The sequence below is a fragment of the Pseudomonas sp. MSSRFD41 genome, from assembly GCF_014230245.1.
Lineage (GTDB): Bacteria > Pseudomonadota > Gammaproteobacteria > Pseudomonadales > Pseudomonadaceae > Aquipseudomonas > Aquipseudomonas piscis.
Map to the genome: position 1 here is coordinate 234,262 of NZ_JACKZK010000001.1, position 13,106 is coordinate 247,367.

At 63.7% G+C, this 13,106-nt stretch carries 11 protein-coding genes; 10 read left to right on the forward strand and 1 reads right to left on the reverse strand.

All coding sequences use genetic code 11. The annotated features are described in order from the left end of the window. Positions 1 to 135: 135 nt before the first annotated feature. The 10 genes from H7A76_RS01140 to H7A76_RS01185 all read left to right on the forward strand — a co-directional run bounded on the left by H7A76_RS01140 (position 136) and on the right by H7A76_RS01185 (position 11,620). Positions 136 to 1,425, forward strand: a complete 1,290-nt coding sequence (locus tag H7A76_RS01140) for an MFS transporter (RefSeq protein WP_172681662.1) — start codon at positions 136 to 138, stop codon at positions 1,423 to 1,425. Between the two features lie 174 nt (positions 1,426 to 1,599). Then, the gene (locus H7A76_RS01145; protein ID WP_022641895.1) at positions 1,600 to 2,583 is read left to right on the forward strand and encodes a phosphate ABC transporter substrate-binding protein PstS; all 984 of its coding nucleotides are present in this window, start codon (positions 1,600 to 1,602) and stop codon (positions 2,581 to 2,583) included. A gap of 179 nt (positions 2,584 to 2,762) precedes the next feature. After that, positions 2,763 to 5,048 carry an ABC transporter permease subunit gene (locus tag H7A76_RS01150; protein ID WP_185696834.1) on the forward strand — a complete coding sequence of 762 codons (2,286 nt, stop codon included), beginning with the start codon at positions 2,763 to 2,765 and terminating at the stop codon, positions 5,046 to 5,048. Positions 5,049 to 5,063: 15 nt separating this feature from the next. Further along, positions 5,064 to 6,734, forward strand: a complete 1,671-nt coding sequence (pstA, locus tag H7A76_RS01155; RefSeq protein WP_185696835.1) for a phosphate ABC transporter permease PstA — start codon at positions 5,064 to 5,066, stop codon at positions 6,732 to 6,734. 94 nt (positions 6,735 to 6,828) lie between these two features. Then, the gene (gene pstB, locus H7A76_RS01160) at positions 6,829 to 7,662 is read left to right on the forward strand and encodes a phosphate ABC transporter ATP-binding protein PstB (protein WP_016964959.1); all 834 of its coding nucleotides are present in this window, start codon (positions 6,829 to 6,831) and stop codon (positions 7,660 to 7,662) included. Positions 7,663 to 7,782: 120 nt separating this feature from the next. Then, on the forward strand, positions 7,783 to 8,544 hold the full coding sequence (gene phoU, locus H7A76_RS01165; protein WP_185696836.1) for a phosphate signaling complex protein PhoU: 762 nt from the start codon (positions 7,783 to 7,785) through the stop codon (positions 8,542 to 8,544). A 166-nt stretch (positions 8,545 to 8,710) separates the two neighbouring features. After that, positions 8,711 to 9,652 (forward strand): response regulator, encoded by a 942-nt coding sequence (locus tag H7A76_RS01170; RefSeq protein ID WP_185696837.1) that lies wholly within the window; start codon positions 8,711 to 8,713, stop codon positions 9,650 to 9,652. 368 nt (positions 9,653 to 10,020) lie between these two features. Then, positions 10,021 to 10,356 carry a type II toxin-antitoxin system RelE/ParE family toxin gene (locus H7A76_RS01175; RefSeq protein ID WP_185696838.1) on the forward strand — a complete coding sequence of 112 codons (336 nt, stop codon included), beginning with the start codon at positions 10,021 to 10,023 and terminating at the stop codon, positions 10,354 to 10,356. After that, a complete protein-coding gene (locus tag H7A76_RS01180) occupies positions 10,349 to 10,663 on the forward strand; it encodes a helix-turn-helix domain-containing protein (RefSeq protein WP_185696839.1) in 315 nt (104 codons plus the stop codon). The genes H7A76_RS01175 and H7A76_RS01180 overlap by 8 nt, the downstream gene beginning before the upstream one ends. Before the next feature lie 60 nt (positions 10,664 to 10,723). Then, the gene (locus H7A76_RS01185; protein ID WP_185696840.1) at positions 10,724 to 11,620 is read left to right on the forward strand and encodes a peptidoglycan DD-metalloendopeptidase family protein; all 897 of its coding nucleotides are present in this window, start codon (positions 10,724 to 10,726) and stop codon (positions 11,618 to 11,620) included. Positions 11,621 to 11,671: 51 nt separating this feature from the next. Here the strand turns inward: H7A76_RS01185 and H7A76_RS01190 are convergent, their stop codons facing one another. After that, on the reverse strand, positions 11,672 to 13,012 hold the full coding sequence (locus H7A76_RS01190; protein WP_185696841.1) for a hemolysin family protein: 1,341 nt from the start codon (positions 13,010 to 13,012) through the stop codon (positions 11,672 to 11,674). Between the last annotated feature and the right edge of the window lie 94 nt (positions 13,013 to 13,106).

Sequence of the window (13,106 nt, forward strand, 5' to 3'; positions counted from 1 at the left end):
ATTTTGTGCGTCATTTGTGCGTCGCTGTGTAGGTATTCGAACAATTTGCTATCGTGCCGAACCTGCCAGGCCCCAACCAGAGCTGTTGCGGCTTCCAGAACCAACTAATAAGAGAAGCCCCTTGCCATGACCACTGTGCCCTCCAGCGCCGCGCAAGCAGCGCCTCCCGCCCGTCCCCTGACTCGTAGCGACTACAAGACTCTTTCGCTGTCCGCCCTGGGCGGCGCGCTGGAGTTCTATGACTTCATCATCTTCGTGTTCTTCGCCACCGTGGTGGGCAAGTTGTTCTTCCCGGCGGACATGCCCGAATGGCTGCGCCTGATGCAGACCTTCGGCATCTTCGCCGCCGGCTACCTGGCCCGGCCCCTGGGCGGGATCGTCATGGCCCACTTCGGCGACCTGCTGGGCCGCAAGAAGATGTTCACCCTGAGCATCTTCATGATGGCGGTGCCGACCCTGATCATGGGCCTGTTGCCCACCTACGAGCAGATCGGCCTGTGGGCACCGGTGCTGCTGTTGCTGATGCGGGTGATCCAGGGCGCGGCCATCGGTGGCGAAGTGCCAGGGGCCTGGGTGTTCGTTTCCGAGCACGTACCGGCGCGGCACATCGGCTACGCCTGCGGCACCCTGACCTCGGGGCTGACGGCTGGCATCCTCCTGGGCTCGCTGGTGGCCACGGCTATCAACAGCATCTATACCCCGGAAGAAGTGGCGGCCTATGCCTGGCGCGTGCCGTTCCTGCTGGGCGGGGTATTCGGCCTGTTCTCGGTGTACCTGCGCCGCCTGCTCCACGAGACCCCGGTATTCGCCGAGCTGCAACTGCGCAAGGCCCTGGCCGAGGAGCTGCCGCTGCGGGCGGTGCTGCGTGACCACCGTGGCGCGATCCTGATCTCCATGCTGCTGACCTGGCTGCTGTCGGCCGGGATCATCGTGGTGATCCTGATGACCCCCACCGTGCTGCAGACGGTCTACAAGTTCTCGGCCATCACCGCCCTCGAGGCCAACAGCCTGGCCATCGTGTTCCTGAGCCTGGGCTGCGTCCTGTTCGGCAGCCTGGCCGACCGTTTCGGCGCCGGGCGGGTGTTCGTCTTCGGCAGCCTGCTGTTGTTGGCCTCGTCCTGGGTCTTCTACCACGTGCTGCAAGACAACCCGCACCTGCTGTTCCCGCTCTACGCCCTGACCGGCCTGTGCGTCGGCCTCGTCGGCGCGGTGCCTTACGTGATGGTCCGCGCCTTCCCGGCGGCGGTGCGCTTCAGCGGCCTGTCGTTCTCCTACAACCTGGCCTACGCGATCTTCGGCGGGCTGACGCCGATGGTGGTGACCTGGATGCTCAAGAGCAGCCCCATGGCCCCGGCCTACTACGTGGCGATCATCTGCGGCATCGGCCTGCTGTCGGGGCTGTACCTGTGGAAAAAGGGTCGCTGAAACCAGCCGCACCTGCATGAACGGCGCCCGGCGGCGCAGGTGAAAAAAAGGCCGGCTCGCGGGTGTCGCGATGCTGGCCTTTCATCTAATTGTCATATTCCGGACATAGAGTGTTCACACGGCCTACAGATACTTGGCCCCGACTTAACACACCCTATCTGCTAGGAGTAAGGCATGAAACTGAAGCGTTTGATGGCGGCAATGACCTTCGTCGCCGCTGGCGTTGCGACTGCCCATGCGGTTGCCGCTGTCGATCCTGCTATCCCGAGCTACACCAAGACCACTGGTGTGTCGGGCAACCTGTCCAGCGTCGGTTCCGATACCCTGGCCAACCTGATGACCCTGTGGGCCGAGCACTACAAGAAAGAATATCCGAACGTAAACATCCAGATTCAGGCCGCTGGCTCCGCCACCGCGCCACCCGCGCTGACCGAGGGCACCTCCAACCTGGGCCCGATGAGCCGCAAGATGAAGGACACCGAGCTGGCGGCCTTCGAACAGAAGTACGGCTACAAGCCAACCGCCATCCCGGTTGCCGTGGACGCCCTGGCCGTATTCGTGCACAAGGACAACCCGATCCAGCACCTGACCATGGAACAGGTCGACGCGATCTTCTCCTCGACCCGCTTGTGCGGTGCCAAGGAAGAAGTGAAGACCTGGGGTGACCTGGGCGTGAAGGGCGACCTGGCCAACAAGCCAGTGCAGCTGTTCGGTCGCAACTCGGTATCCGGCACCTACGGCTACTTCAAGGAAGAGGCCCTGTGCAAAGGCGACTACAAGCCTAACGTCAACGAGCAGCCAGGTTCGGCTTCGGTCGTGCAGTCCATCAGCTCCTCGCTGAACGGCATCGGCTACTCGGGCATCGGCTACAAGACCGCCAGCGTGAAGACCGTGGCCCTGGCCAAGAAAGGCAGCAGCGACTTCATCGAAGACACCGAAGAAAACGCCCTGAACGGCAAGTACCCGCTGTCGCGCTTCCTGTACGTCTATGTCAACAAGGCCCCGAACAAGCCTCTGGCCCCGCTGGAAGCCGAGTTCGTGAAACTGGTCCTGTCCAAGCAGGGTCAGGAAGTGGTCGTGAAGGACGGTTACATCCCGCTGCCAGCCAAAGTCGCCGCCAAGGCCCTGGCTGACCTGGGTCTGAAAGAAGGCGCATAAACCGCCGCCGAAGGTCCGGCCCGGCCGGACCTTTTCGCAGCAGCCGGCCTTTGGGTCAACCACCCCGGCCGGCTCCTGCCACCTCCATTTTCTGTCCGCTGCAGGCCCTGCCACGCGGCGGATTTGTTGCGTCACTGCATTGTCATCTTTCTGTCATACAGGATCGCTAGGGTGTGCGCATGAACGATCTGGCCAATTCCACCATGACTACGACTTCTCCCCCCAAGCGCATTGACTTCAATACGCCTGAGTTGCAACGCAAGCGCCGCATCCGTGCGCTCAAGGACCGCCTGACCCGTTGGTACGTCCTCGTCGGCGGCCTGGCCGTCCTGGCGGCGATCACCCTGATCTTCTTCTTCCTGGCCTACGTCGTCGCCCCGCTGTTCCAGGGCGCCGAGCTGACCTCCAAGGCCCCCCTGACCCCCGCCTGGATGCAAGACGCCGGCAAGCCCCTGATGTTCTCCCTGGAAGAGCAGAACCAGGTCGGCATGCGCGTTTCCGACAAGGGCCAGGCGCTGTTCTTCGATATCGATAGCGGCGCCGAGCTGCGCAAGATCGACCTGCCGATCCCGGCGGGCACCCGCGTCACCTCCATCGGCAAGGACCAGCCCGGTATCCCCATGGTGGTGGTCGGCTTGTCCAACGGCCAGGCCCTGGTGTTCCGCCACACCTATAAAGTCAGCTACCCGGATGGCAAGAAGACCATCTCCCCGGCGATCGAATACCCCTACGGCGAAGCCCCGATCACCCTCAACGCAGAAGGCGGCTCGCTGGAACACGTCAACCTCAACGCCAGCGATAACTCGCTGGTGCTGGCCGGCTCCACTGGCTCGCAGTTGCATGTGCTGAAGCTCTCGCGCGAAGAAAACATGATGACCGGCGAGGTCACCAGCGAGCAGAGCGCTATCGACCTGCCGCAGATGACCGAACCGGTCAAGGCCATGTACATCGACCCACGCCAGCAGTGGCTGTACGTGATCAACGGCCGTGCCCAGGCCGACGTCTTCAGCCTGCGCGACAAGAGCCTCAATGGTCGCTACAAGCTGCTGGAAGACGCCAATACCGAAGTCACCGCCAGTGCCCAGCTGGTGGGCGGCATCTCGCTGATCATCGGTACTTCCAAGGGTGGCCTGGCCCAGTGGTTCATGGCCCGCGACCCGGACGGCGAGCTGCGTCTGAAGCAGATCCGCACCTTCCAGATGGGCACCGCGCCCATCGTCGAGATCACCGCCGAAGAGCGCCGCAAGGGCTTCGTCGCGCTGGATGCCGCCGGCAAGCTCGGGGTCTTCCACAGCACCGCCCACCGCACCCTGCTGGTGGACCAGGTGGTGGACGGCCAGGGCCTGTTCGGCCTGTCGCCGCGGGCCAACCGGGTGATCGTCGAGGCCGGTGGCAAGCTGCAACCCCTGGTGCTGGACAACCCGCATCCGGAAGTGTCCTGGAGCGCGCTGTGGAGCAAGGTCTGGTACGAGAACTACGACGAGCCCAAGTACGTCTGGCAGTCCACGGCGGCCAACACTGACTTCGAGCCCAAGCTGAGCCTGTCGCCGCTGACCTTCGGCACCTTGAAGGCCGCCTTCTACGCCATGCTGCTGGCGGCCCCGCTGGCCGTGGCCGCGGCGATCTACACCGCCTACTTCATGGCCCCCGGCATGCGCCGCAAGGTCAAGCCGGTGATCGAACTGATGGAGGCGATGCCGACGGTGATCCTCGGCTTCTTCGCCGGCCTGTTCCTGGCGCCCTATGTCGAAGGCCACTTGCCGGGCATCTTCAGCCTGCTGGTGCTGCTGCCGATCGGCATCCTGGTGGCCGGCTTCACCTGGAGCCGCCTGCCCGAGTCCCTGCGCCTGAAGGTGCCGGACGGCTGGGAGAGCGCGATCCTGATCCCGGTGATCATCCTGGTCGGCTTCCTCTCGCTGTACCTGAGCCCGTTCATGGAGAACTGGTTCTTCGGCGGCGACATGCGCATGTGGATCTCCCACGACTTAGGCATCACCTACGACCAGCGCAACGCCCTGGTGGTGGGCCTGGCCATGGGCTTCGCGGTGATCCCGAACATCTACTCCATCGCCGAAGACGCCGTGTTCAGCGTGCCCCGGGGCCTGACCCTGGGCTCCCTGGCCCTGGGCGCCACCCCATGGCAGACCATGACCCGCGTGGTGATCCTCACCGCCAGCCCGGGCATCTTCTCGGCCCTGATGATCGGCATGGGCCGCGCCGTGGGCGAGACCATGATCGTGCTGATGGCCACCGGCAACACCCCGGTCATGGAAATGAACCTGTTCGAAGGCCTGCGCACCCTGGCGGCCAACGTCGCGGTGGAAATGCCGGAGTCGGAAGTCGGCGGCAGCCACTACCGCGTGCTGTTCCTCTCGGCGCTGGTATTGCTGTTGTTCACCTTCATCATGAACACCCTCGCCGAGCTGATCCGTCAGCGTCTGCGCAAGAAATACTCGTCGCTTTAAGAAAGGTAGAAGTCTGTGAAACAGAACTCCCTCAAAGACTGGTTCAAGAGCGGCGCCCCCGGCGTCTGGATCAGCGGTGGCGCGGTGTCCATCGCGGTCATCATGACCATCGGCCTGCTGGCGGTGATCGCCGTGCGCGGCCTGGGCCACTTCTGGCCGGCGGACCTGCTGCATGCCCGCTACGACGTGCCCGGCCAGGCCAATCAGCTGGTCGTCGGTGAAGTGGTGCAGAAGGAAGAAGTGCCCCGGGCCCGCCTGAAAAGTGCCGGCTTGCCGGTGCCCGACCAGGGCCCCGAGTTCATGACCCGCGAGTTGCTCAAGGTGGGCAACCGCGACCTGAACGGCAGCGACTTCACGTGGATCGTCGGCGAGTGGCTGACCAACCAGAGCTACCCCAAGGAACTGATGGCCATCGAGCGCCGTGAGTGGGGCAACTTCTACGGCTACCTGGTCAACGTCAAGGAAAACGGCAAGGTGGTCGCCGAGGGCGAAGCCGCCTGGCCCGAGCTGCAGGCGCGGATCGACCGGGTGAACAAGCTGGCGACCCAACTCAAGACCCTGGAGAAGTCCGACATCGGCGCGATCAACGCCGGCCTGGAGCGCATCCGCCTGCACGGTCGCAAGCTGGAGCTGGGTGGCAAGCTGGACGCCGCCGCCCAGGCCGATATGGATGCCGAGCGCGCCGAACTCAACGCCCGCTACCAGGACATCGAGGCCCGCCTGAGCGAGCTGCATACCCAGTTCAACCGCGACAGCCTGACCGCCCGCGATGCCAACGGCAAGGAAGTGGAGATCGGCCTGGGCAAGGTGGTGCATGCCTACCAGCCGAACGCCATGGGCACCTTCACCAAGGTCGGCTTCTACTTCAGCAAGGTCTGGGAGTTCCTCAGCGACGACCCACGGGAAGCCAACACCGAGGGCGGGATTTTCCCGGCCATCTTCGGCACTGTGATGATGACCCTGATCATGGCCATGATCGTCACGCCGTTCGGCGTGCTGGCGGCGGTCTACCTGCGTGAATACGCCAAGCAGAACGCCCTGACCCGGGTGATCCGCATCGCCGTGAACAACCTGGCGGGCGTACCGGCCATCGTCTACGGCGTGTTCGGCCTGGGCTTCTTCGTCTACGTGCTGGGTGGGTCCCTGGACCGCCTGTTCTTCCCAGAGGCACTGCCGGCGCCGACCTTCGGTACCCCGGGCCTGCTCTGGGCGTCCCTGACCCTGGCGCTGCTGGCGGTGCCGGTGGTGATCGTGGCCACCGAGGAAGGCCTGGCGCGGATCCCGCGGACCGTGCGCGAAGGCTCCCTGGCCCTGGGCGCGACCAAGGCCGAGACCCTGTGGAAGATCGTCCTGCCCATGGCCAGCCCGGCGATGATGACCGGCATGATCCTCGCCGTGGCCCGTGCCGCCGGTGAAGTGGCGCCGCTGATGCTGGTGGGGGTGGTGAAGCTGGCGCCGTCGCTGCCGGTGGATGGCAACTACCCGTACCTGCACCTGGACCAGAAGATCATGCACCTGGGCTTCCATATCTACGACGTCGGCTTCCAGAGCCCCAACGTCGAGGCCGCGCGGCCACTGGTATACGCCACCGCGTTGCTGCTGGTGCTGGTGATCGCCGTGCTCAACCTGTCGGCGGTATGGATACGTAACCACCTGCGCGAGAAGTACAAGGCGCTGGACAGCTAAAGCCATTAGCCACAAGCGGCAAGCTACAAGCCGCTTTTGCTCAAAACTTGCGGCTTGCAGCTAGAAGCTTGCAGCTACGAACGGAGTGAGACTCATGCAACACGAAACCCATACCCACGGCATCAACATGTCCGCCCTGGGTCGCGACAAGCAGAGCTTGAGCCTGGAGCAGGAAACCGTGGCGATCGAAGTGCCCGGCCTGAGCCTGTTCTACGGCGAGAAGCAAGCGCTGTTCGATGTCAGCATGAACATTCCCAAGCAGCGCGTGACGGCCTTCATCGGCCCGTCCGGCTGCGGCAAGTCGACCCTGCTGCGCACCTTCAACCGCATGAACGACCTGGTGGACGGTTGCCGCGTGGAAGGCGCCATCAACCTGTACGGCAACAACATCTACCGCAAGGGCGAGGACGTGGCCGAGCTGCGCCGCCGGGTGGGCATGGTGTTCCAGAAGCCCAACCCGTTCCCCAAGACCATCTACGAGAACGTGGTCTATGGCCTGCGCATCCAGGGCATCAACAAGAAGCGCGTGCTCGACGAAGCCGTGGAGTGGGCGCTCAAGGGCGCGGCGCTGTGGGATGAGGTCAAGGACCGCCTGCACGACTCGGCCCTGGGCCTGTCCGGTGGCCAGCAGCAGCGCCTGGTGATCGCCCGCACCATCGCCGTGGAACCGGAAGTGCTGCTGCTGGACGAACCCTGCTCGGCCCTGGACCCGATCTCGACCCTGAAGGTCGAGGAACTGATCTACGAGCTCAAGTCCAAGTTCACCATCGTCATCGTGACCCACAACATGCAACAGGCGGCGCGGGTCTCGGACTACACCGCGTTCATGTACATGGGCAAACTGGTGGAGTTCGGCGACACCGACACCCTGTTCACCAACCCGGCCAAGAAGCAGACCGAAGACTACATTACCGGACGTTATGGCTAGGAGCAGCTGCAAGCCGCAAGCTACAAGCGGCAAGACAGAAGCGGTAGGCGATATCCGGATCAATATTTAACTGCTTGAAGCTTGCGGCTTGAAGCTTGCAACTTTCGCGGAGCGAACACGATGATTTCGAAGGAAGGCTTGACCCACCACATCTCCCAGCAGTTCAACGCCGAGCTCGAGGAAGTGCGCAGCCACCTGCTGGCCATGGGCGGGCTGGTGGAGAAGCAAGTCAATGACGCCGTCACCGCGCTGATCGAGGCCGACTCCGGGCTGGCCCAGCAGGTGCGCGAGATCGACGAGCAGATCAACCAGATGGAGCGCAACATCGACGAGGAGTGCCTGCGCATCCTCGCCCGGCGCCAGCCTGCGGCTTCCGACCTGCGCCTGATCATCAGCATCTCCAAGTCGGTGATCGACCTGGAGCGCATCGGCGACGAAGCCACCAAGATCGCCCGCCGGGCCATCCAGCTGTGCGAGGAGGGCGAGGCCCCGCGTGGCTACGTCGAGGTGCGGCATATCGGCGACCAGGTCCGCAACATGGTGCGTGACGCGCTGGATGCCTTTGCCCGGTTCGATGCCGAGCTGGCCCTGTCGGTGGCCCAGTACGACAAGATCATCGACCGCGAGTACAAGACCGCGCTGCGCGAGCTGGCCACCTACATGATGGAAGATCCGCGCTCTATCTCGCGGGTTTTGAGCATCATCTGGGTATTGCGCTCGCTGGAACGTATCGGCGACCACGCGCGCAACATCTCCGCGCTGGTGATCTACCTGGTGCGTGGCACCGATGTGCGCCACCTGGGCCTCAAGCGCATGAAGGAAGAAGTTGAAGGACCGGCTGGCGAATCCGCTAATGTTCCGGGTGAAGCTGACGATAATTAAGATTGCCCGAGAAGAGCGCCCGGCCTTTTGACCGGGCGTTTTTGTTTACGGCCCTTGAATTCGAAAAGCAGCACCCGCGAACGAAAAGTCCCGGCGTGACTGAAGAGTTTTGGCAAAGTGCCATCAGCCAGCGTTATGCTTGCCGGGATTTTTAGAGGGGTGGTCGATGAGTAAGGTAAGTGTGTTGGTGGTGGACGACGCGTCGTTCATTCGTGACCTGGTGAAGAAGTGCCTGCGCAACTACTTCCCGGGCATCAAGATCGAAGACGCGGTCAACGGCAAGAAGGCCCAGGCGATGCTCGCCCGCGAAGCCTTCGACCTGGTCCTGTGCGATTGGGAAATGCCGGAAATGTCCGGCCTGGAACTGCTGACCTGGTGCCGTGGCCAGGAAGCGCTCAAGGCCATGCCGTTCGTCATGGTGACCAGCCGGGGCGACAAGGAAAACGTGGTGCAGGCGATCCAGGCCGGGGTTTCCGGTTATGTCAGCAAGCCCTTCACCAACGAACAGCTGCTGACCAAGGTCAAGCAGGCGCTGAACAAGGTCGGCAAGCTCGACACCCTGATGAACAGCGCGCCGACCAAGATGAACTCCGCCTTTGGCAACGATTCGCTGAGCGCCCTGACCGGTGGCAAGGCCGAGGTGGTCGCCCCGGCAGCCCGGCCAGCCGCTCCGGTAGCCGCTGCACCAGCCCCGGCTGCGGCGCCATCGCGTGGCCTGCTCAATAGCCCACCGGTCAAGGCACCTGCCGCCGCCGCTGCCGCCAGTGGCGGCCGTGGCCAAGGCCAACTGCGCTTGCCTGGCGGCACCCAGCCTTGCGTGATCAAGGCCCTGAGCATCAAGGAAGCGCTGTTAGTGGTCAAGCGCACCGAAAACCTGCCGCAGGTGCTGGACAGCGCGGTACTGGACCTGGAGCAGGGCGACAACGCCGAAGTGGCGCGGCTCAATGGCTACCTGCATGCGGTGGTGGCGCACGAACCGAAGCCCGACAGCGATTGGCTGCAGCTGACCTTCCGTTTCGTCGACCAGGATGCGCAGAAGCTGGACTACATCTCGCGCCTGATCGCCCGCGGCACCGCGCAGAAGCACTTCGTTCCAGGCGCGGGCTGATCCTCGCCGGTCGCTCGCTGCAGGGGCTCGCAAGCTCCTGCAGCGAAGCGCAAATCTGCTGAAAACACTTTCCCACGCCGAATTTCTGCCAGTCGCCCAGGCTGGCGGCTGCGTTATCCCCCGATCCCGCCAACAACCCGCACCTTCGGCTGTAACCCCCTGGCCACAGGGCTTGGCCGTTCTTCCCGCCACCTTCCACCGTACGTCTGATTAATTGTCCTGTACTTGCTTTATATCTATTTGGATATAAATTGCAGGAGGCGCTCTACCTGATTCACCTTTTGCAGCCATGCCTTGAAACAACCCCGTGCGGCCAGCCCTGGCAGTCTTGATTAGCCTTGTTCCTGGTCACTGACAGGAGAAGTTCGATGCCCAGGCACAAGGATGTGGTGTTTGTCGGGAGCGCGCTGCGGGATCTCAGGGCATTCCCTGAAGATGCCCGTCGGGCTGCCGGGTTTCAGCTGGATCTGCTGCAGCAGGGCGAACAGCCCTACGATTGCAGGCCGGTGAAAGCCATCGGTCCGAGTGTCTTCGAAATCAGGATTCATGAAGATTCAGGGGCGTTTCGGGTGTTTTATGTGGTCAGGCGGCCTGCAGCCATCTATGTGTTGCACGCGGTGCGCAAGACCACCCGCAAGACCGAAGCGCGGGATATCGAGCTGGCCCGTGCCAGATTTCAGCAAGCAGGTTCACGCCATGACTGACCAACAGATCAACCAGCGCTTTACCAGTGTCTGGGATGCCCTTGAAGCCACCCCCCAGGAGGCCGCCAACATGCGCCTGCGGGCCAAGCTGATGCTGGAACTGGGCAAGACCGTGCAGGCCTGGGGGGTGTCGCAGAAGGAGGCGGCCAAGCGCCTCAATATCACCCAGCCCCGGCTCAACGATGTGCTTAGCGGCAGGATCAACAAGTTCTCACTCGATGCGCTGGTCAACCTCTGCGAGGCCGCGCAGGTGGGGGTGGAGATCCGCCTCGGCGTGGGCGGCAGGGTCCCCCTGGCACCCGCCTGATTCATACAAGCTCCATATCAGGCTGCTAGCATGGTTTCTCCCCTGCCAAGAAACTGCTCAATGTTCGTACGCCTGCTGTTCCTCTGCGGCTTGTCCATGGTCGCCAGCTCGCTGGCGGCGATGACGGTCTACAAGTCCGTCGATGCCGACGGGGTGGTGTCCTACAGCGACCGACCCTCGCCGGGAGCGCAGGCGTTCGTGTTCCGCGATCGCATGGAGGAACACCTGGAGCGCCAGGTGCGGCTGGATATCCAGAAGCACAGGGGCGTGGATGCACTGTACGTGCGCAACGACCTGCATGGGCCGGTGGAGGTGGAGTTGGGGTTCGCCAGCCTGCACAACGTCAGCGGCGCGCCGGCGCAACCGATCCGCCGGGTGCTGCCGGCCCGCAGCAGGCAGCGCCTGGCGCTCTTGACGGCGATCCGGGCCGACCAGCCCTTGAGCTATGTTCCGAGGTTTCGTTACTCCCTGGGCGACCCGGGGGGAGCCGTGCAGGCCTACCGCTACCCCTTGCCCTGGCGGGGCGGGCCGTTTCGCCTGACGCAGGGCGCCAACGGCCAGTACAGCCATTCCAGCCCCAAGAGCCGTTATGCGATGGACATCGCCATGCCGGTGGGCACGCCGATCATCGCGGCCCGAGGCGGAATGGTGGTCAAGACCGAGAACGCCCAGAACGGTCGGGGCGACAACCCGGCCGGCAATTTCGTCCGGGTGCTGCACGACGACGGCACCATGGGCGTGTACCTGCATCTCAAGCAAGGGTCGGTGAGCGTGCGCGAGGGCCAGCGGGTGGCGGTGGGCAGCCCGTTGGGGCTGTCGGGCAATACCGGCAACAGCAGCGGGCCGCACCTGCACTTCGTGGTGCAGCGCAATACCGGGTTGGGGCTGGTGTCGATTCCCTATCAGTTCGACCAACCCCTGGGGGGCTTGCCGAACTTCGCCCTGGGCAACAAATAGGGCAGGCAATGGCCGGCCGGCTCGCACGGGAGCCGGCCGGTGCGGGCTCGATCAGTCGAGCATCAGGACCTTGGCCAGGATGATCTTCGGCCCCTTCATCTTCTTGATGATGATGCGCAGGCCTTCGACTTCCAGCACTTCTTCCTCTTCAGGCACCCGCTTCAGGGTCTCGTACACCAGGCCCGCGAGGGTTTCGGCCTCGATATGGTCCAGGTCGATGCCCAGCAGGCGCTCGACCTTGAACAGCGGGGTGTCGCCGCGTACCAGCAGCTTGCCCGGCTGGTAGGCGAGGATGCCGCGTTCGGTCTTGCGGTGTTCGTCCTGGATGTCACCGACCAGCACTTCCAGCACGTCTTCCATGGTCAGGTAGCCGATCACCTTGCCGTCGGCTTCCTCCACCAGGGCGAAGTGCGAGCCGCCCTTGCGGAACTGCTCCAGCAACTGGGACAACGGCATGTGCCGCGATACCCGCTCCAGCGGGCGGGTCAGCTCGGCCAGGTTGAACGACGCCGGGATATGGTCCAGCGCCGCCAGTTCCAGCAGCAGGTCCTTGATGTGCAGCAGGCCGACGAACTCGTTGCGCTCGCTGTCGTAGACCGGGTAGCGGCTGAACTTGTGGCGGCGGAACAGCGCCAGGACTTCCTTGAGCGGCGCCGTGGACTCGACGCTGATCAGGTCTTCCCGGGAGTTGGCCCAGTCCACCACTTCCAGCTCGCCCATCTCCACCGCCGAGGCCAGTACCCGCATGCCTTGGTCGCTGGGGTCCTGGCCACGGCTGGAGTGCAGGATCAGCTTGAGCTCTTCACGGCTGTAGTGGTGCTCGTGGTGCGGGCCGGGCTCGCCCTGGCCGGCGATGCGCAAGATGGTGTTGGCGCTGGCGTTGAGCAGGTAGATGGCCGGGTACATCAGCCAGTAGAACAGGTACAGCGGTACCGCCGTCCACAGAGACAGCAGCTCTGGCTTGCGGATCGCCCAGGACTTGGGCGCCAGTTCGCCGACCACGATGTGCAGGTAGGAAATGATGAAGAACGCGGTGAAGAAGGATACGCCGCGGATCACTTCCGCAGAGTTGACGCCGACGGCGCCCAGCAGGGGTTCCAGCAGGTGGGCGAAGGCCGGTTCGCCGACCCAGCCCAGGCCCAGGGAGGCCAGGGTGATGCCCAGTTGGCAGGCCGACAGGTAGGCGTCCAGCTGGCTGTGTACGGTGCGCAGGATCTGCCCGCGCCAGCCGTTCTTGTGGGCGATGGCCTCGACCCGGGTCGAGCGCAGCTTGACCATGGCGAACTCGGCGGCCACGAAGAAGCCGTTGAGCAGGACCAGGAGCAGAGCGAAGACAATCATGCCGAAGTCGGCGAACAGAGACGCGAAGGTAAAACCAGGGGAAGGGTCCATGATGGGGTTTTGCGGATTCCATGTATTCGAAAAGAGGGTGACACGGTACCTGGACGGCAGGCACAAGCTACGCAATGTAGCGGCTGACAGGGCG

Bases quoted from the DNA above. Each gene is read 5' to 3' on its own strand.
- pstB (WP_016964959.1), top strand. From the start codon at position 6,829: ATGCAACACGAAACCCATACCCACGGCATCAACATGTCCGCCCTGGGT.
- H7A76_RS01175 (WP_185696838.1), top strand. From the start codon at position 10,021: ATGCCCAGGCACAAGGATGTGGTGTTTGTCGGGAGCGCGCTGCGGGAT.
- phoU (WP_185696836.1), top strand. From the start codon at position 7,783: ATGATTTCGAAGGAAGGCTTGACCCACCACATCTCCCAGCAGTTCAAC.
- H7A76_RS01185 (WP_185696840.1), top strand. From the start codon at position 10,724: ATGTTCGTACGCCTGCTGTTCCTCTGCGGCTTGTCCATGGTCGCCAGC.
- H7A76_RS01180 (WP_185696839.1), top strand. From the start codon at position 10,349: ATGACTGACCAACAGATCAACCAGCGCTTTACCAGTGTCTGGGATGCC.
- H7A76_RS01150 (WP_185696834.1), top strand. From the start codon at position 2,763: ATGAACGATCTGGCCAATTCCACCATGACTACGACTTCTCCCCCCAAG.
- H7A76_RS01190 (WP_185696841.1), bottom strand. From the start codon at position 13,012: ATGGACCCTTCCCCTGGTTTTACCTTCGCGTCTCTGTTCGCCGACTTC.
- H7A76_RS01170 (WP_185696837.1), top strand. From the start codon at position 8,711: ATGAGTAAGGTAAGTGTGTTGGTGGTGGACGACGCGTCGTTCATTCGT.
- H7A76_RS01145 (WP_022641895.1), top strand. From the start codon at position 1,600: ATGAAACTGAAGCGTTTGATGGCGGCAATGACCTTCGTCGCCGCTGGC.